We start from the raw sequence: 18157 nt of genomic DNA, 5'->3' as shown, positions 1-18157 counted from the left end.
TCCCATAGGAGGTTAAAATGAAAAAAACAGTTTTTTTCTTATTTCTTGTTTCGCTTATTGTACCCGTAGCGGCACTTGATGCCGTTGTCGTTTCCGTTGTCGGTAAAGCCGAAATGCAAACGGCAAAAGGCTGGGAATCGATACAGGCCGGAACAAAGATCGGTACGGGCACAATGATATCGACGGGTTTTAAATCACAAGCCGTACTGGAAATCGGAAAATCTACGGTAACGGTCCAGCCCTTATCCCGTTTAACGGTGGAACAATTAACCGAACGCGCCGACGCCGACGTATCAAAAATATATCTCGATGCCGGTTCGCTCAAAGCAAACGTAAAAGCCGCGGAAAACAAGCGAGTCGGTTTTACCGTAAAGAGTCCTGTTGCAACCGCATCCGTGCGCGGTACGTCGGGAACCATCGATGCATTCGGCTCTTTGGTAAGTACAAGCGGTATTTGGGCCTTTGCTCCGCCGGAAGAAGACGATGAGAACTTTTTAGGCATTGCAGTATCAAAGGGGTCAGGGGCATCTGTCACTGCTAAAGGAAGTGTAGTTCCGCCGCAAATACATAATACGCAAACGGCAACAAGCCCCGTTTCGACGGCCGTGGCGCCGAGTACCGCCGAAGTAAGCGGCGGCGACCTTGTTTCACCGAGTTCGGAAGCCCAAAATGCGGCAGGACAACCGGCCGAATCCGGCAGGGTACAAATTCCGTTAAGCATCGGCTGGGCGGATTAAACCTAACGGCGGCACATTCCAATATCATACCCAAATAAAACAGGCTGCAGGAATCCGCAATCTTTTCGGATTCCTGCAGCCTGTTTGTATATACGGCAGCACTCGAATCGGAGCGTTTGCCCTAAAACTTGAAATTATAAAGCGTTGTCCATGTTGGCGCTTTCAATATCTTTAAAATATTTTACCGTTCCAACCTTTAATTCGTCCGTTGCATCTTCATCGCACACAATAAGCGCCTTAGGGTGCATTTGCAAAACGCTGATTGTCCACATTTGGCTTATGCCGCGTTCCACGGCATGAGAAAGGGCGCGCGCTTTATTATGTCCGCAAATCAATACAAGTACTTGTTTTGCGGAAGTAACGGTTGCTACGCCCACAGTTAAAGCGGTGGTCGGCACTTGTTTGACATCGCCGCCGAAAAAACGGGAATTAACGATAACGGTATCGTGCGTTAAGGATTTTATACGGGTGCGCGATCCTAAGGAAGACCCCGGCTCGTTAAACGCCAGATGTCCGTCAACACCGACACCGCCTAAGAACAAATCTATTCCGCCGACATCTTCTATGGCTTTTTCATAGGCGGCACATTCGGCTTCCAAATCGCGCGCCATTCCGTTTAATATATGTACGTTTTCTTTTTTTATGTTTATATGGCTGAAAAAATTTTCCCACATAAAATAATGATAGCTTTGCGGATGCTCGGCAGGCAATCCTACATACTCATCCATATTGAATGTTACCACATGCTCAAAGCTTACCTTTTCGGCTTTATTCAGTTCAATAAGCTTTTTATAAGTTCCTAAGGGTGTGCTTCCCGTCGGCAAACCGAGAACAAACGGTTTTTTTGCCGTAGGTGCAAAGTCGATAATTGCGCGCGCAATATGGTTTGCCGCCCATTCGGAACACTGTTCATAATTATCCCGTATTATAATTCTCATACTAATCCCCCTGTATTAATTTTTTTCCTCATAATCCGAATAAGATTCCTTACAATATGTTCTTTTTAAAAACGCCGGCGATAATCGAAGCAAGAATATTAAACTGCTTGTCAAATACGACAATATCCGCATCGTAACCGGGAATAATCATTCCTTTTTTTGTATAGTGCATAATCGAAGCCGGCGTTGAAGAGGCGGCACGTACCGCATCGGAAACGGGCAAACCGAATTTAACCAAATTCTTTATTCCGCGAATCATAGTCAAAGAAGAGCCGGCTATAACGCCGTCTGCGGCACGATGAAAACAACCGCCTTCAAATACAAGTTCCTCTCCGTTTGCCATAAGCGGCCCGCTTTCCTGTTCGGTAGGCGTTAAACCGTCGGTAACCAAAACGATTTTTTCAAGCGGTTTATCCCGTGCCAAAAGCTTAAATAGATCGGGATGGACGTGAATTCCGTCCGCAATGACTTCACAAGACATTTCCGGATGAATAAGAACGGCACCGACGGCACCGGGGTTGCGGTGATGAAGCTGGCTCATAGCATTAAAAAGGTGAGTCGAATGAAGAATTCCGGCTTGCATACCTTCAACCATATGTTGGTATTCGGCATTTGTATGTCCGGCTTGCATAACAATGCCGTGTTTTAGGCCGTACAAGGCCAGATAGCGCATTCCCTTCAGTTCGGGGGCAACGGTCATATTAACGATATGTCCCTTAGACGCTTGCCAAAAACGTTCCATAAGATCCATATCGACCGTACGCACCGTTTCCGGTCGTTGTACGCCCAATTTATCGGGAGAAATAAAGGGGCCTTCCATATGTATCCCCATAATATGAGCACCGTTTTCTTTACCCATCGCTTTAACGATTTCTTTGATACTGTGCATCATATTCTCTTCGGGAGCGGGGTACAGAGTGGGATTAAAGGCGGTTACACCGTACTGGGCCAAATCTTTGGACATTTCAACCATTGCTTCTACGGAACAATTGTCGGTTCCATGCCCTTTAAATCCGTGAATATGCGTATCGATAAAACCGGGAGCAATGTACGATTCTTCAACATCGAAAATTCTGACGGAAGGTTCAAACCTTTTTTGCAAAAAGCGGTGTTCGGAAAACACATCGGCAATTTTTCCGTCTTCAATAAGAACGGCACATTTTTCCATCTTCGAAAATCCCGTAAACAGGGTTCCGTTATGTAAACAAATCGATACAGACATTATCTTTCTCCGTCAAAATCCTACCAAGCATGCCCTTCCGGTACGGCCTCACAAGTGCGGGAACACCTGTAAAGCTTTTACAAACATCTTTTCTCCGGGCAGTCTTGGCGGTTCTTGAAATTTATCTTCCGTTATTTCCGTTTTTATTCGGAATAACTAAGTTTAATATAATACCTACGACCGTTGCAAGGGCAACACCGCCGAGTGCAAAATGAAAGTCGGACCCGATGTTAAACTGTAAAACGCCGCCGCCGATACCGATAACCATAATAACCGATGAAATGGTTAAATTACGCTTGTCTTTATAATCTACACCGCTTTCAACAATCGTGCGTAAACCGCTTGAAGCAATAAGTCCGTATAAAAGCATTGACATGCCGCCCAAAACGGGATTGGGAATCGTTTGAATTATCGCCCCGAATTTTTGTATAAAGGACAAAAGTACCGCAATAACGGCTGCACCGCCGATAACCCAAACACTGTATACTTTTGTTATTGCCATAACGCCGATATTTTCTCCGTATGTGGTATTCGGCGGGCCGCCCCATAAGGATGCCCACGCTGTGGCAAGACCGTCTCCTAAAAGAGTTCGGTGCAAGCCGGGAGTTTTATAAAAATCACGTCCGACGACCTTGGATGTTACCATAGTGTCGCCCAAATGTTCGCAAATGGTCGCAAGGGATACAATGATAAAGGTTAAAACGGGCACAAAGCCGAATTTGGGCAAAGCAAAGGAAGGCAGGCCGAACCATGCGGCATCGCGTACAACCGCAAAATTGATAATTTTATACGCAGGGAAAAAGCAACCCATAATCAGCGTAAACAAATAGCCGCCGACCAATCCGATTAAAATTGAAATGGTATTAAAAAAACCTTTTAAAAAAATACTTACAACAATTGCAATTGTCAACGTTACCAATGCAATTGAAAAATATACGAGAGAATACGTACCGTTATTATACATGGAAGACTGCATTGCCACGGGCGCTAAATTAAGACCGATAACGATAATAACCGATCCGATGACGACAGGAGGTAAAGCTTTATCCAGCCAGCGGGTTCCCGCTATTTTTACCAGTCCCGCTACCGCCGCATAAAAAATACCGGCACAAAAGGCTCCTCCGAGCGCATAGGGCATACCGTACGCACCCGCAATGGCCGTTAATGCCGGTATAAAGGCAAAGGACGAACCTAAAAAAGCCGGCACCTGTGCGCCGGTAATTAAAATATACAACAGCGTTCCCGTGCCGGCAGTAAACAAAGCCGTAGACGGACTTAAGCCTGTCAGTAAAGGAACCAAAACGGTTGCTCCGAACATGGCAAATACGTGTTGAAAACTGAGCGGTATCCACCGCGATAAGGACGGGCGATCGGCCGGTCCTAAAACCTCATGTGTACTCATTGTACTCTCCCCTGCCGCACCGGCGGCTTACTGTTTATTATAGTGCCAAGGGCATTATATCTACGGAACCGAACAAACCTTCTCGGATTCCGAAAAATTCTATGGAAAACCGCTCCGTATCGCCTGGAAAACTTACCAGCGCAAAGCTGGGCGGAAAACGGTTACGCGGATTTACACAGCTGCCCGGATTAAGAATAAGGGTTCCGCCGTGTTCTTCCCAAAACAAACGGTGAGTGTGTCCGAAAAACACTATATCCGCATCCATCGTATAAGCCGCAGATGAAAGGGTTTCGGTTCCCCAATCGACTCCGTGCCGATGCCCGTGTATAACAAGAATATTACGGCCGGCGGCAATAAATTGAAGCCGCTGGGCGGAAAATACTTTTTTTTGTACGCCGGAATCTTCTTCTGCATCGTCTTCGTTTGCAATGACATAACTGTCGGCGTCCCCGTTTCCGCGGACAGCGGCAATAACCGGCGGCAAACGTTCTTTCAGCTTATCATCCGAAAAGGCTTCTTCGATACAAGCGGCAACATCACAAAATCCGTCTCCGCAAAACACCAAAGCATCCGCATCGGCACCGAATTGCATAATAATTTTTTTTACGATATCGATTGCGCCGTGACTGTCGGAAAAAACAAGCAGCCTCGCGTGCGTTTTTTTCTCAAGTTCCGCCACGGCATCGGCAGAACCGATAAGCATGGAGTCTTGCTGTATCAATGAATTCATTCTTTTTTCCTCGGAACACCTTCCAATACATAATGATTTTTCGCTCTCAGTCCCGTAACGGAATCGGTATAAATCACCAAATTACATCCGGTATGTTTAAAAAACTGCATTCGTAAATCGGGAATAAACACGGAATCTTCTTTTATATTGTCCCAATCTAAAGCTGCGCGGATAAGCGGTATAAGAACATCGGAAATGTGTCCCGTATATTCAAAATCCGTTTCTTCCGCCGCAGCAAGATGGCTTTCGCCGGAATTACTCAAAGCGTAGGAGCGATAATCGATAACCAAATCGGAACCGGCTTCCGTGCCGAGTACGTCATCTTGGGGAAAAAGGGAAAAAACCGGGAACCGCCTTCCCTCGTCTTCCAAGTCGGCAAGCACCGTATGCATTCCTTGCGGTGCACCGACGGTAATTAAGGCAGAAATCGTGCGCTGCTCGTTGAGGGCGCTAAGCTTTGCCGACAAAGACGACATACGGATTTTTCCGGCAACCCGCACATCGTCGGGATAGGTTAAAACGGACATTCCGCCCCCGTTTTGTAAAAAACCGTATGTTTTTTCAATAAATGAAAAAAGTTCTTTTTTTTTCGCTTCATCGGCGAAACCGTGTCCTAAAAAGAGCACAATATTATACGGTTCGGAAAAACCGTTTTTACCCGAATAAAGCGGAACAGTATTGTCTTTTTCGGTGTTTTCGGTATTCAATTGTATGTTTTTGTTTGAACAGGATAATATGTAAAAAAGAAAAACGGCGATAATAAAAAATGCGGTTTGCACTCCAAAAATCTGAGAAAAAACATATGGATGAACCCTTTTTTTCACAAAAATATCTTATCATAGAGCAAAAAAAATGAAAAGAGGGGGATATACAGGTGGGGCAATAAAACTGCTTGACACCATTCTAAACTGATTGTATACTCAGTACACAACGGTTGTATACCGGGTAGACAATTAAGAGGGCGGCAGGCGGCTTATGCCAAAAGATAAAAAGAATCTTGAACAGCGGGTTATTTCCGGAAGCATTGAGCTGATTGAAGCCATAATAAACAACAAAACCAATGCTATTACATTAGATAATGGAGATATTTTTTATCGTGCTGAAAGCCATGTACTCAAAATTATTGCCGAAGAACCGGGTATATTCAGTTCGAAAATTGCTCGCAGGTTCGGCGTTACAAGAGGGGCTATACAAAAAATATTAAGCCGCTTGGAAGAGCGCAATCTCATAATCAAAGAAATAGACGCCTCGGATAAAAAGCGTATCGGACTTTTTTTGACAGAGGGCGGGGAACAGGCATTTAAATTACTTGTGCAGTATCAAATGAAAATCAATGCAGCATTTTTTTCGGAAATATCCTCTATGACAGAGGATGAACTTGCTGCCGTAAACAGATTTTTATTAACCGCACGAAATGTACTGAAAAAAATGTAAGCCCGGAGTAAACGGCGCCATAATAGGCGGTTTTTTTTAGCCATATAGTTAGTTATATCTAACTAAAAACCGTATTTTGAAAGGAGTATGTAATACGGGGCTATCCCCGCAAGAGATTGAAATCCGCGTGAATCAGGCTGCACATGATATACACATTGAACATTTGTTGGATAAAAATATTTTTCAGCTTTCCGGGGGCGAAAAGCAAATTATAGCCTTTGCCGGTATTTATGCCATGAATCCCGATGTATATGTACTTGATGAGCCGTCTTCCAATTTAGATGTTACTGCTATCTGCAAAATAAGAGAAATACTTAGGCTATTGAAATCAAAAGGAAAGACCATTGTGATAGCGGAACATAGAATATATTATTTGAAAGATTTGGTTGACCGTGTCTTTCATCTTGAAAACGGACATATTGACGGCGAATATTCAATGAATGACTTATGCGCCTTTGATGATACAGAAAGACTGCGAACGGGAATACGAAGTGTTGTGTTCCCCTCATATAAGGAACCGTGTATATCGCATCCAATTAAAAATATTTCAATGGATATGCGCTTTATCGAATGCAGTTACGGTAAATCCCTTGTTCTCAACATTCCCAAATTGCATGTTTGTGCCGGTGAAATTATCGCCGTCGTCGGTGAAAACGGTGCAGGAAAATCCACATTCGTAACCTGTCTGTGCGGATTGATGAAAAGGCAAAAAGGTATGTATTTTTCCGGAGGCAAGCTGCTGTCTCCAAAGCAAAGGATTAAAAACAGCTATATGGTATTGCAGGAAGTAAACCACCAATTATTTGCAGATAGTGTTCAAAAAGAAATAACGCTTGGTGTCGATAATCCCGACGTTCAAAAACTAAATCATATTTTACAAATGCTCAATTTAGACGGACTTGAAGAACGCCACCCTATGACTCTTTCCGGCGGACAAAAACAGAGGGTAGCGATTGCTGCCGCCATGTTTTGCGGAAAAAAGGTACTTGTATTTGATGAGCCTACAAGCGGCCTTGACTACACACATATGATACAAACGGGAAAATTAATGGAACAATTAAAGAAGGAAGACCGCTTTATATTCATTATTACCCACGATTACGAATTTATTGTAAAGTGCTGCGACAGCATTCTTCATATTACTAAAGGCAAATCTGCCGACTATTTCCCTCTTAATAAGGATGGATATTCTCATTTGCGAGAGTTGATATATAAATAAAACGAAAAGCAGTCGAAAGGAGATTTGACAACAGCCGGTCTTGCGCGCCCATTTATTTTATGTTATCGTAACTTATGCGTATAGTAACAATTGCCTTTAGGCTGGCAGGAAGCCTTGCTTTGCTTTTATACGGAATGAAAATGCTCAGCGACGGTATTCAAAAAAGTACGGGTGACAGCCTGCACCGGTTTTTCAAATTTATGACAAACAACCGCTTGGCTGCCCTTTTTACCGGTTTTTTTATTACGGCCATTGTTCAATCTTCAAGTGCGGCAACCGTTATGACCGTTTCATTTGTAAACGGCGGTTTAATGACTTTGCAGCAATCTGTCGGCGTTATCTTCGGTGCAAATATCGGAACAACGATAACCGCGTGGATTGTCGCCATTTTCGGATTTAAATTCAATATAAGCGCTTTTGCCGTTCCCGTATTCGGGATCGGATACTTTTTAAGATATTTTCGTAAACTGCGTAAAGAAAGCATAGGGGAAGCCTTGATGGGTTTCGGTATGCTGTTTATCGGTTTGGAATTGTTATCAAAGGGAATCCCCCCGATTAACGCCGACAATATAGCGTTTTTAAATACCTTCCCCGCAGGAAGCGTGTGGAGTGTTTTAATAGGTGTTTTTTCAGGTCTTGTATTAACCCTTATTCTTCACTCATCAAGCGCCTCAACCGCAATTATTTTAACGATGTGTCACAACGGTCTTTTACAATGGGAATTTGCGGCCGCTATGGTATTGGGAAGCAACATCGGCACTACAATCGATACGGTTTTGGCGTCTATAGGCACCAGAGTAAATGCGCGGCGGGCAGCTTTAATTCACGTGCTTTTTAACGTTTTGGGCAGTGTATTCGCCATTATCTTTTTCAAACCGCTTTTGAGTGCCGTTGATTTTATTACGCCGGGTTCGGTTACATCAGCTTTAACCGCCCACATCGCTATGCTTCATACCTTATTTAATACTATCATTGCCCTGCTCTTTTTGCCCTTTACATCACAAATTGCCGCATTTACGGAAAAAATAATTAAACCGCGGCCCGATGATGTGCCTGAAGATTATAAATTGGATTTTATTTCCGTCGGTGCAAAAAAGTCGGCGGAATACCATATTATACAAGTGGAAAAAGAAATTTCGGATATGATTGCTTTGGCAATTGAAATGTTCGGCCGCATACGTATCGGTTTTGAAAACCGTACGGAAAACTTTATCACCGATCATATCGATTTTATAAAAAGTCGGGAAGAGTATGCGGATCAAATGCAGGAACAACTTTCAAAATATCTGTACAACTGCATGGAATTGCCGATTACCGGCAGGCAACGGAACAACATAAACGCTATGCTGCATATTGTCGATGAAATAGAAAATATTACCGATGATTGTTACAGTACCGCCATTCATCTTAAACGCAGTATAGAAAAGCGCATGAAATTCGACAAAGAAGATATGGACAGACTTATTCCCTATGTCGATTTGGTCGAGCAGCTGCTTAATTTTGTAAACGCCAATATAAACCGCCCGCTTTCTCACGAGCGGTTCGAACAAGCGCGGGAACTGGAAGATAAAATAGATATGTTCCGTAAAAATCTCAAAAAGGTAGCCCGCAAGCGCCTTGAAGAAGGCGCCGAAGTTAAAGCCGAGCTTTTGTATATCGATATTGTACGCAACATTGAAAAAGTCGGAGACCGCGCTTACAGCATATCGGAAGCGCTGGCTCAAACAAAATAAATATCGAATCCGGTATTTTGCTCTTTACCGATTGTAGTCGGATCTCCATGTCCGGGACACACCCTTGTATCTGCGGGAAGCTGTAAAAGAAGAGCAAGGCTTTGTTTAAGCTGCTTTACATTTCCTCCGGCCAAATCGGTACGGCCGCACGAAGAGGCAAAAAGCGTATCGCCCGACAAAAGAATTTTTTCGGCTTTGTTATATAAGCATATGGAACCGGGACTGTGGCCCGGCGTATGAATTATGCGCCATTCGGGAGCAAAGGCGAGTGTAAAATCATCTTTTGTACTTAACTTTTCCACCCCTTCGGAGGATGCATCGAAGAAGATATCGGCATTCGGAATTTCAGGGTAGAGGGCTTCAAATTCACAAATCAAATACGAAGCTCCCACCCGGTCAAAATCACGCCTGTGCTTTGCAAGTGCATTTTTACCGATATAATCCGCATCGGCTTTATGAATACACAAGGGCGCCGCAGGATACCGTTTTTTTAATGCAGGTACCGCTCCCAAATGGTCAAAATGTCCGTGCGAAAGAACTATGCCGGCAAGTTCAAAGCCGGCAAGCTTTGAAATAATAAAATCCTCATCTCCGCCCGGATCTACAATAAAAACATGCTTGGGTGCGGATGCGACGGGAACAATATAGGTATTAACGGCCAAGGGGCCGGTTTGAAAACAAAGCGGTGTCATACTAATCCTGTTTTACACTGTGTTCGGCGGAAAGCGTTTCGGTATTTTCGAAATTCGAATTTTCAGCACTGTTATAATCGGGCGTTTCTGTGCCGGCATGATTAGCTTCTTCTTTTTTTCGCGAATGACTGACCGTCAGTTTTCTGTTACGGTATTCGCTGCCGTTTAGACTTTCAATTATTTTTTCGGTATCTTCCGCATATACTTGAACAAAAGAATAATTGTCCAACACTCGTATTTCGCCTATACGTTCCCGCTCGATCGATACCCTTTGACAAATTAAAGCTATAAGGTCGCGCGGAAACACTCCCCTATTGCGTCCTATATTGATGAATATCGTAGCGGCCGATTCGGGCGATATGACGATGCGTACCGAATTTCCGTTGTCTCTTTTATTCTCTTTTTCTTCCGGACCGGCCGTACCGTTCGAACGGGATTTTTCCCGCCGCGAGCGGTCTTTGGAATTTTTATCGAATCGTGTGCTGCGGCCGGAAGAAGCCGTTTTTGCTTTAGCGGCCGCCGATTGAAAAGAAAAGCCCGAAGCAAGCTGCTTTATAATATAGGCCGCAACATAGGACCGCAGCGACAATGGTACGTTTTTTTTGAATAATTTTTTGTACTCATTTAATACAAGGGGGTCTTCTTCCGTTTTTACCTCCGTTACTGCACGAGCAAGAATAGTTTCAAAACGTTCTTTAATGATGGAAACATCCGATTGAAAAGCCATTATAAACTCCTATCAAAAATGTGTGAAAACTTATAAAGTATTTTTTGTGTCTAAACCGGCAAAAAAACCTGCCGGAATCCGCCGAAACCCGCTGCGAAACAAAACGTGTTCAAAAAAATCGGGAATATGCGCCGATAAGGCAAAAATATGCGTAAAACCTTTACTTTTAAGCCCTTCGATACAAAATGCAAAAAGCGATTTACCCACTCCCAAGCCCCTCCATACCGGAAAAACATAAAAGTCGGTTATCAACACGGTTTTTTTCGCATTTTTCGGAAACAACGCCGTCCGGATAAAGCCGGCAAAATCGCCTTCATTTGTTTTTGCCGTAAACAAAACGGAATCGCTTGTATCCGTAAGAAAATGAGCCGTACGCCCCAAACGCAAAAAAGCGTCGGCAAGTTCTCCCGTATAAACGTCTTTTATTTCATCTTCCATACAATCGTGAACATGCCGCATAAAATCTTCTGCGGATGTGCGGTCACATTCACAAAATACAAAATCGGTACAAACAAGTTCGTCGGTTTCTTCCGGTTCATAACCGATTTCCTGCGCACCCCAAGAATCCCGCAAGGTATTGTACCAGTCGATAATTTCCTGCTTTAAAGCATTTTGTTTAAAAACAAACCACAAATTTTGGACTTCAGGATATTCTTTAAGTACGTCTTTAAATCCCCGAAAAACACCCTTTCCCGTAAATAATACCGTACGCAGTTTTTCTTTTACCGGCGGATTACGAAGCGAAGACACAAATCGCTCCATTATTTTAAAGCCGTTTACCGAACTCCACACAGGCAAAGAATAATAGCGATCCGAGTCCTCCTGCCCCGAACAGCTTACAGCGGTCAATGCGTTTGTTTCGGAATCGAACACATAGCGGCCGCTTTGATCTTCCATAGAGAAAATAATTTGGTTAATTATTTCATCGGTGAGTTCAAACTGCATACTTGTATATTATAGCATATTTTCAAAGAAAAGAAACCCTGTTGAACGGGTAAAAAAAATAAGTTATAGTGTGCTTATGAAAAAATTTACGATTGTTTTGTTTGCCGCAGCCGGAATACTCATTGTTTTTTTTGCCGTAAAAAAACAGTGGTTTGTTGCACATACAAAAGATACGGTTAGAACACAAACCGTTATACCGTCCGTTCCGGGGGCGGCACCGATTTTCTCTCAAGAGGATAATCCGTCAGCAGATGAAATAAACTTAACGTCTTTAATCCCATTACAAGCCGGAGAAATCCTTATTGCCGCTTATTCGGTTGACTTCGACATTGACGGCTATGACGATCAAATTATAGCGGTTAAAACGCCGGAAAATAAATTTATAAAGGTAATAGTCGGTTTATATAATCCGCGTTATAGCAGATACGAACGTTCCGCCGAAATCGTAACGGATATGGAACAAGTAAAAACATTTTCGTTATCGGTTATGGATATTACGGGAACACATGAAAACGCCCTTATTATAACCGGTTACGGTATTAAAAACGAATCGCGTTTTCAAGCATGGCTGCCCCGCAGATCTTTGCAGAATTTTTATCTGCATGAAATTGCCAATCTCTATGCTGAAGGAACGATTTTTGTGCAGCAAAGACCCCGCAGCGATTCGTATTCGCTGGACAACACCGACGGCGAAAGCTTTCCCGTTTGGGCTTATACATCCGATACCTCCGGTCAGGAAGGCTCGTTGGATCAGCTTCAAATTATGTACGACTGGAGCAAAGAAGAAAAAAAATATATCGAAAAAGTACGAACGACTATACCTCAAAAAAACATCACCGCACAGGAATTGGGAAAAATTCAAGACGGAACGGAAAAAACCTTTGCTTCGTTTTTGGACGGTTTATGGATAAAAAATTCGCATACGGCCGATAACAACCGCTATTTGTTTTTTAATTATGAAAAAAAAGAAATCATTTTTTTTCAAACTGACCGGCAGGAAATCTATACATGGGAACGCAGCACACTGAGGCGTAACGGTATCCTTGTATATACGACAAACCAATCGATGTCGAACATTTCCCGGCGATTTGATATAGCTCTTGTTTCGACGGACGAAATACGCATAAAAGTTGTTGATGATTTGGGTATGGTTATCAGTTCGGAAACCTTATGGGACGGAAACTATAAAAAACAAAATAGGGAAATCCTGTTCGGCAGTCCGCCTCCAAAGTCAAAAGCGGATGATATTGATATTTTGCATTTGCTGCAAACGACAAGCAGAACTTTTTGGAAATGTGACAACGGATGGGAAATAACTTTTTCAGACAATCAATACACGGCAAAAAACGGATCTGTTTTGGAGCACGGGGCTTTTTCAAAATTAACCGTTTTCGATGAAAGTTTGCTGCAATTTAGAAGCCGGGAAAAAAACGGTATATTTTCGGGTTTTTACCGTTCGGAAATCATATATGCGGAAAAAAGTGAAACAAAAAGTGAAAAAACGCCTCCGGGAACACAAGTCATTTTGCACCCGGTTATTGTAAGCATATCGCAAATAGAACCGGCGGTGAGCAGAAGTTTGCAGCTTGAATTGGAAAATATTAGGGATTAGTCGTTTTTTATTTTTGAAAAAAACCAAAACGGGGCCGGTAAAAGCCGTGCATTTCCTGCGCAAACCGCCGCTTCAGGAGAATCCGGAAATTCCTTTTGCAGCCGCTCTGCCCACATTTTTTCTTCCGTTATATGAAAAAGTGTTAAAAAGAGCGCAGGTTTTACACTTATCATATCCGGTGCGTCAAGGTAGGTTTTTAAAACGGAAACAGGCCCTTCCAATTCTTTTTTATTTTGCGCCTTTATAATCCAGCTCCATAAGGCATAGAGTTTTGCCGTTGCTTTTATATGTGTGTCGGCGGCCGAAGTAAAAGCCGTACTGAGTAAAAAATCCGCGCTTGAAACATCGCCGTACGAAAGTGCACACCGAACACTGCCGAGCAAAAGCTTTTGTCCCCGTATTTGCTGTACTCCGGCCAAGGATGCCGCAGAACTGTAAATTGCGGCAGCTTCGGCATATAAACCTATTTGTTCTTTTAGCGGAGCAAGTATTTCGGCCGCCGCAAGCCGCTGTTCGGAAGAAGAAGCGCTTTTAAAGTTTTTTTCTAAAGATTCCATATAGGGTTGTAACCCGCCGGCCGCAGACATGCTTTCGGCAACCTTTGTTTGTTGTCGGGCAAAAAAAGTACCCCCGCATAACATAAACATACAGGAAAGTATAAAAACGGGTTTTTTGCACTGACGGCTTATTATTCTATACATAAAGGACCGTTTTACCGCTGTCACATACAGTCTTTTTACGGACGCGGAGCTTTAAAATTTGAAAAAAGCGGCTTCTTTTCTTTTACGGATTTTTTTCCCTCCGGTGAAGAAAAAAGCATTTGTTCATCGGCAGCAGGATTTTGCGGTAACAAAATTTCCTTGTCTTTGCTTTTTTTCTCTTTTTTTACGGATACGGAGGCGGCGGCCTTCACTCTTTTTTTACCGAAGGTAAAGGGTAGCGTTATAAGTGCGCCGGCTAAAAAAGAAAACAAAATTGTCAAAAAAACGGGTACTTGCTCAAAGCGTTTAAACCCGAAGTTTATATCGCATGAATTTTCCAAATTAAAGCCGGTAAAAACGGCGGCGATAATCATACACAGTATGAATAAAATCAATTTAAAAGGCATAATGCGATTTTATCACGAAACAGGGCTCTTTGCAACCGTAAAAAGCGGATTTATTAAGCCCTTACCCGACCCGCGTTCCCCTAAACGTGTTGCCCTGTATCGATTCCAAGCGGACTTTTACAAAGCTGCCTGTGACGCTTTCGTCTGCGGCGAATACGACGCGGCCGTCCTGTTCGGTGTGTCCTAAAAGTTCGGCTTTATTATCGCGCGAGGGGCTTTCGGCCAGTACCTTTACCGTAGTGCCGAGCCGCTTGGTTATTTCTTCTTTTGTAATGCGCTGCTGTACGCGGATTATTTTGTCGAGGCGCCGCTTTTTTTCTTCAAGGGGTACTTGATCGGGGTAGGTGCAGGCGGGCGTTCCTTCTCGCGGATTATAATAATACATAAAGGCCGCTTCGTAGCGCACCTGCTCCATAAGAGAAAGGGTTTGTTCAAAATCGTCTTCGGTTTCGCCGGGAAAGCCGATTAAAATATCGCTTGTAAGCGACACATCGGGAAGTTCGGCACGGATACGGGTAACCAAATCGAGGTAGGTTTCGCGGCTGTAGCGCCGGTTCATTTTTTGCAAAATGCGGCTTGAGCCGTGCTGGACGGGAAGGTGTATGTGCCGGCAAATCACGGGATAATCTCTTATTACGCGGATAAGTTCATCGGAAAAATCTTTGGGGTGGCTGGACATAAAACGCACCCACTCTATCGAAGAAGAGGTTTTTTGCAAATGCGAGGCTATGCGCTCCAAAAGCTCCGGAAAATCAACCGTTCCGCCTTTTTTTGTTTGTCCGCCTTGTTCGCTGTGTCCGGTTTGCTCCGCATGCCTGTATGAATTGACGTTTTGCCCCAAAAGGGTAATTTCGCGTACATTGCGTTCCGAGAGCATATCCAGCTCTTTTATAATTTCTTCGACGGGTCTTGAAATTTCGCGGCCGCGTACATAGGGCACAATGCAATATGTACAAAAATTATTGCAGCCGTGCATAATCGGCACAAAGGCTTGGAAAGCTCCCGGCTCCAAAGAAAGCGGGGCAAAGCTGTAAACGGGCTTATCGGGAAAATCCCGGCTGCCGGGATTAACCGTTCCGGAGAACTCTTCTGCGGACCTTACTTCAGGCGGGGATTTTTCTTCCTCCGCTTTCGCCGATTGAACGATTTTTATTGCACTTGCATTTGCATCCTGCGTTTTCGGACTTAACAGGAGGCTTGCCGTCCCCTTGCGCGCTTCCATGGAAAAAGCGATGTCCGCATAGCGTTTTTTTTCAAAGTTGCCGACAACGTAATCGACAACCGGAAAATCCTTTTGCAGTTTATCTTTTAAGCGTTCTGCCATGCAGCCGGTTACGGTCAACACAAAGGGAGGCTTTCCGCTTTTTTCGCGCTGTTTTCTAAGCGCGGTATAACGCCCCAGCCGCCCGCGTATGCGGCTTTCTGCGGTTTCGCGCACCGAGCAGGTATTTATAATAATTAAATCGGCCGTTTCTTCACCGGGCGAAGCAGTCCAGCCGCGCGCGAGCAAAAGCTGTTCGACGGCGGACGACTCGGCCTTATTCATTTGGCAGCCGTAGGTTTCAAAAAAAAAGGTCATAGGAGGAGATACTGTACCATAAAATTAGACATTTTGAAAGCCCCGCCGCCCTGCGCTGTTCCGCAGGTTCATTTTGTTGCTTTATAAAATATTGAAAAAAGAGGAATTATGTGTTAGCATATTGAATGTGAAAGTTGTATTAGATACATCGGTATTATTTCAAGCGATGTACAGTTCAAAAGGCGCATCACATGCCGTTTTGAAATTAATCCGTAATGCGTCTTTAAAACTTTCCTTATCCATACCGGTCTTTGAAGAATATTGCGACGTATTGCTCCGGAAAAGTTTTTTGGAACTTTTCAAATTAAATGAAAAAGATGTCCGCAAAGTTCTTGATTTTATTGCATTAGTCGGTATAAAAACGGATATATATTTTTTATTGCGCCCGAATTTACGCGACCAGAATGATAACATTTTTGTAGAATTGGCCTTTGCAAGCAATGCACGTTATATTATTACAAAAAATATACGTGATTTTACAAAGCAAACCGAATTGAAGATGGAAGGTATTGAAACAATCACTCCTGCCGATTTTATGAAAAAATGGAGGAATACGCAGTGGCGGTAAACACAATGACAATACGCATACCCAAGGAATTAAAAGAGCGAATTGAAAATACGGCTGTTTTGCAGGGTGTATCGATAAACCAATTTGCAGTATATGCCTTTACAAAAGAGCTTTCCGAAATGGAAAATTCACGATATTTTACAAATTATTTAAAGAATCAAAATAGAGAAGATATTATCGCCGGCTTTGACACCGTTATGAATAAGATAACGGATCGCGAAGTTGAATCTTGGGATACCGTATAAGATTTTTCTATGTTTATAGAAGGACTATTTAAAACTGCGACTTTAAATAGTCCTCCGGTATAATTTTCACATCACACAAATGACTGCAACTTACTGCAATTCCTTACTCAATTCGCCGTCTTTTTCTACGGTGAATTCGCTTCCGTCTTCGTAGTGAATGACGATGGTCGGGTTGCGCACCACGCCGTCGAAGTGGATAAGGCTTTTCGCATCGTTGTCGTAATTGCTTCCGATTGCAAAATGGCAGGTTTTAAAAGCCTTTTCGTCTTCGAGCATTTTACCGGTAATCAGGGCGGCCGGGTTTAGTCCTATACCCAGCTCTCCTATATTGCGTGCATTGCGTGCGTATTCGCCACCCGAACCGGAAGGAAGCCGTCCGTCTTTTTCCATTTCAAGCGCTTGATTTTCGGCGGCCGTTATACAGCGCAAAAGGCGGTATGCTTCGCAATCCGGATCCGAGCCGTCAACGGGACGGCCTGCCTTACTCGTTATCGAAGACACATAGCCTTTTACATCGGCGATAATGGGGTCGGTAATAATAAAACAGCCTTCGGTAACGCTTATCGAACCGTCGAATACGATACGCCCCTCGCAGCCTTCCGAGGTTTTCGGTGTAAGCGGGCTTATAAACACCTCTCCTGCCGGAATATTGCCCCCGTTTCCGGGCTTTGAAAAATCTCCGTCGTCGCAAAAGGCGGTTCTGCCGCTGACGGGAACTTTTATATCGGTTCCGCCGGGGGCAGTAACGTGAACATAAGAGGCGTTGCGGAATTTATCCGCCAAAATGCGGCAGCGTTTTTGTAAAAGTTCATAATCGATATTTGCCGCCCGTATAAACATATCAACCGTTATACCGGGAGTCCATATAGCGCGTAAGTTTTTTTTGCCTTCGAGGTTATAGTTAAAAATATGATTAAACTCTTCGCCGTTTTCGGCAACAAAGGGCTTTTTAGAACCGGACTCATCTTTTCCGAGTTTATTCGCCGAAACGGAAAGGCAAATATCAGGCTCGGTGTGAAGCGCTGCAATAACTTCAGGTTCGGCAAAATCGAGCAGGGTTTTTGTTTTTTGCATAACGATAACCGCTTTCCCGCCCAACTCGTCGGCCGCCTCATAGAGTCTGCGGCTTATTTCAAGGGTTTCGTCTTCGGGGTTTGTAATAATCAAAACGCGCTCGCCTTTTTTAAGAGCGCATACGTCGCGTATAACGGTTAATGCCGTTTGTTTTATTTTTTCATAATCGATAGTCATGGTACTATGATACAC

19 protein-coding genes are annotated in these 18157 nt (G+C 43.7%); 7 read left to right on the top strand and 12 right to left on the bottom strand.

From position 1 onward, the window contains the following. The first annotated feature begins 17 nt into the window (after positions 1-17). Positions 18-737 (top strand): FecR domain-containing protein, encoded by a 720-nt coding sequence (locus H0R92_RS05345; protein ID WP_432961860.1) that lies wholly within the window; start codon positions 18-20, stop codon positions 735-737. A gap of 134 nt (positions 738-871) precedes the next feature. On the opposite strand, the gene nagB is transcribed toward H0R92_RS05345, so the two are convergent. From nagB to H0R92_RS05320, 5 genes are all read right to left on the bottom strand, one after another. After that, on the bottom strand, positions 872-1675 hold the full coding sequence (gene nagB, locus H0R92_RS05340; protein ID WP_432961858.1) for a glucosamine-6-phosphate deaminase: 804 nt from the start codon (positions 1673-1675) through the stop codon (positions 872-874). Positions 1676-1724: 49 nt separating this feature from the next. After that, positions 1725-2897, bottom strand: a complete 1173-nt coding sequence (gene nagA, locus H0R92_RS05335; RefSeq protein WP_432961856.1) for an N-acetylglucosamine-6-phosphate deacetylase — start codon at positions 2895-2897, stop codon at positions 1725-1727. A gap of 121 nt (positions 2898-3018) precedes the next feature. Further along, complete coding sequence (locus H0R92_RS05330; RefSeq protein ID WP_432961853.1) at positions 3019-4299, bottom strand: uracil-xanthine permease family protein; 1281 nt, start codon at positions 4297-4299, stop codon at positions 3019-3021. Positions 4300-4336: 37 nt separating this feature from the next. After that, complete coding sequence (locus H0R92_RS05325) at positions 4337-5029, bottom strand: YfcE family phosphodiesterase (protein ID WP_432961851.1); 693 nt, start codon at positions 5027-5029, stop codon at positions 4337-4339. Continuing rightward, entirely contained in the window at positions 5026-5853 is an 828-nt protein-coding gene (locus H0R92_RS05320; protein ID WP_432961849.1) for a hypothetical protein, read from the bottom strand. Before H0R92_RS05320 ends, H0R92_RS05325 begins: the two co-directional genes overlap by 4 nt. 151 nt (positions 5854-6004) lie before the next feature. On the opposite strand from H0R92_RS05320, the gene H0R92_RS05315 reads away from it, so the two are divergent. The 3 genes from H0R92_RS05315 (at position 6005) to H0R92_RS05305 (ending at position 9415) form a co-directional block, all read left to right on the top strand. Further along, complete coding sequence (locus H0R92_RS05315; RefSeq protein WP_432961847.1) at positions 6005-6463, top strand: MarR family transcriptional regulator; 459 nt, start codon at positions 6005-6007, stop codon at positions 6461-6463. 76 nt (positions 6464-6539) lie between these two features. Continuing rightward, positions 6540-7682: an energy-coupling factor ABC transporter ATP-binding protein gene (locus H0R92_RS05310; protein ID WP_432961845.1), complete on the top strand. Its 1143-nt coding sequence runs from the start codon at positions 6540-6542 to the stop codon at positions 7680-7682. Between the two features lie 74 nt (positions 7683-7756). Beyond that, positions 7757-9415 (top strand): Na/Pi cotransporter family protein, encoded by a 1659-nt coding sequence (locus H0R92_RS05305; RefSeq protein WP_432961843.1) that lies wholly within the window; start codon positions 7757-7759, stop codon positions 9413-9415. Here the strand turns inward: H0R92_RS05305 and H0R92_RS05300 are convergent. From H0R92_RS05300 to H0R92_RS05290, 3 genes are read right to left on the bottom strand one after another with little or no spacing between them, the layout of a single operon-like run. Beyond that, a complete protein-coding gene (locus H0R92_RS05300; RefSeq protein WP_432961841.1) occupies positions 9403-10107 on the bottom strand; it encodes an MBL fold metallo-hydrolase in 705 nt (234 codons plus the stop codon). The two genes, H0R92_RS05305 and H0R92_RS05300, sit on opposite strands and share 13 nt — an antisense overlap. 1 nt (position 10108) lies before the next feature. Further along, on the bottom strand, positions 10109-10834 hold the full coding sequence (locus H0R92_RS05295; protein WP_432961839.1) for a DbpA RNA binding domain-containing protein: 726 nt from the start codon (positions 10832-10834) through the stop codon (positions 10109-10111). 30 nt (positions 10835-10864) lie between these two features. After that, positions 10865-11779 carry a UPF0158 family protein gene (locus H0R92_RS05290; protein WP_432961837.1) on the bottom strand — a complete coding sequence of 305 codons (915 nt, stop codon included), beginning with the start codon at positions 11777-11779 and terminating at the stop codon, positions 10865-10867. A gap of 76 nt (positions 11780-11855) precedes the next feature. On the opposite strand from H0R92_RS05290, the gene H0R92_RS05285 reads away from it, so the two are divergent. Then, positions 11856-13391 carry a pallilysin-related adhesin gene (locus H0R92_RS05285; protein WP_432961835.1) on the top strand — a complete coding sequence of 512 codons (1536 nt, stop codon included), beginning with the start codon at positions 11856-11858 and terminating at the stop codon, positions 13389-13391. Here H0R92_RS05285 and H0R92_RS05280 read toward each other — a convergent pair. The 3 genes from H0R92_RS05280 to miaB form a co-directional block, all read right to left on the bottom strand. Beyond that, positions 13388-14038 carry a hypothetical protein gene (locus H0R92_RS05280; RefSeq protein ID WP_432961833.1) on the bottom strand — a complete coding sequence of 217 codons (651 nt, stop codon included), beginning with the start codon at positions 14036-14038 and terminating at the stop codon, positions 13388-13390. The genes H0R92_RS05285 and H0R92_RS05280 overlap by 4 nt on opposite strands. 89 nt (positions 14039-14127) lie before the next feature. Further along, complete coding sequence (locus tag H0R92_RS05275) at positions 14128-14499, bottom strand: hypothetical protein (protein WP_432961831.1); 372 nt, start codon at positions 14497-14499, stop codon at positions 14128-14130. Between the two features lie 61 nt (positions 14500-14560). Beyond that, positions 14561-16078 (bottom strand): tRNA (N6-isopentenyl adenosine(37)-C2)-methylthiotransferase MiaB, encoded by a 1518-nt coding sequence (miaB, locus tag H0R92_RS05270; protein ID WP_432961829.1) that lies wholly within the window; start codon positions 16076-16078, stop codon positions 14561-14563. Between the two features lie 127 nt (positions 16079-16205). On the opposite strand from miaB, the gene H0R92_RS05265 reads away from it, so the two are divergent. Both H0R92_RS05265 and H0R92_RS05260 read left to right on the top strand, forming a co-directional pair. Then, on the top strand, positions 16206-16646 hold the full coding sequence (locus tag H0R92_RS05265) for a putative toxin-antitoxin system toxin component, PIN family (protein ID WP_432961827.1): 441 nt from the start codon (positions 16206-16208) through the stop codon (positions 16644-16646). Continuing rightward, the gene (locus H0R92_RS05260; protein WP_432961825.1) at positions 16637-16891 is read left to right on the top strand and encodes a toxin-antitoxin system HicB family antitoxin; all 255 of its coding nucleotides are present in this window, start codon (positions 16637-16639) and stop codon (positions 16889-16891) included. The genes H0R92_RS05265 and H0R92_RS05260 overlap by 10 nt, the downstream gene beginning before the upstream one ends. Positions 16892-16981: 90 nt before the next feature. Here the strand turns inward: H0R92_RS05260 and H0R92_RS05255 are convergent, their stop codons facing one another. Continuing rightward, positions 16982-18142, bottom strand: a complete 1161-nt coding sequence (locus H0R92_RS05255; RefSeq protein ID WP_432961823.1) for an aminopeptidase — start codon at positions 18140-18142, stop codon at positions 16982-16984. Positions 18143-18157: the final 15 nt, after the last annotated feature.

Source organism: Treponema sp. OMZ 840, from assembly GCF_050937815.1.
Lineage (GTDB): Bacteria > Spirochaetota > Spirochaetia > Treponematales > Treponemataceae > Treponema_C.
Note: the sequence above shows the minus strand (reverse complement) of the source record. Positions and strands in the feature narration are given on the sequence as shown.

Bases quoted from the DNA above. Each gene is read 5' to 3' on its own strand.
- H0R92_RS05345 (WP_432961860.1), top strand. From the start codon at position 18: ATGAAAAAAACAGTTTTTTTCTTATTTCTTGTTTCGCTTATTGTACCC.
- nagB (WP_432961858.1), bottom strand. From the start codon at position 1,675: ATGAGAATTATAATACGGGATAATTATGAACAGTGTTCCGAATGGGCG.
- nagA (WP_432961856.1), bottom strand. From the start codon at position 2,897: ATGTCTGTATCGATTTGTTTACATAACGGAACCCTGTTTACGGGATTT.
- H0R92_RS05330 (WP_432961853.1), bottom strand. From the start codon at position 4,299: ATGAGTACACATGAGGTTTTAGGACCGGCCGATCGCCCGTCCTTATCG.
- H0R92_RS05325 (WP_432961851.1), bottom strand. From the start codon at position 5,029: ATGAATTCATTGATACAGCAAGACTCCATGCTTATCGGTTCTGCCGAT.
- H0R92_RS05315 (WP_432961847.1), top strand. From the start codon at position 6,005: ATGCCAAAAGATAAAAAGAATCTTGAACAGCGGGTTATTTCCGGAAGC.
- H0R92_RS05305 (WP_432961843.1), top strand. From the start codon at position 7,757: ATGCGTATAGTAACAATTGCCTTTAGGCTGGCAGGAAGCCTTGCTTTG.
- H0R92_RS05300 (WP_432961841.1), bottom strand. From the start codon at position 10,107: ATGACACCGCTTTGTTTTCAAACCGGCCCCTTGGCCGTTAATACCTAT.
- H0R92_RS05295 (WP_432961839.1), bottom strand. From the start codon at position 10,834: ATGGCTTTTCAATCGGATGTTTCCATCATTAAAGAACGTTTTGAAACT.
- H0R92_RS05290 (WP_432961837.1), bottom strand. From the start codon at position 11,779: ATGCAGTTTGAACTCACCGATGAAATAATTAACCAAATTATTTTCTCT.
- H0R92_RS05285 (WP_432961835.1), top strand. From the start codon at position 11,856: ATGAAAAAATTTACGATTGTTTTGTTTGCCGCAGCCGGAATACTCATT.
- H0R92_RS05280 (WP_432961833.1), bottom strand. From the start codon at position 14,038: ATGTTTATGTTATGCGGGGGTACTTTTTTTGCCCGACAACAAACAAAG.
- H0R92_RS05275 (WP_432961831.1), bottom strand. From the start codon at position 14,499: ATGCCTTTTAAATTGATTTTATTCATACTGTGTATGATTATCGCCGCC.
- miaB (WP_432961829.1), bottom strand. From the start codon at position 16,078: ATGACCTTTTTTTTTGAAACCTACGGCTGCCAAATGAATAAGGCCGAG.
- H0R92_RS05255 (WP_432961823.1), bottom strand. From the start codon at position 18,142: ATGACTATCGATTATGAAAAAATAAAACAAACGGCATTAACCGTTATA.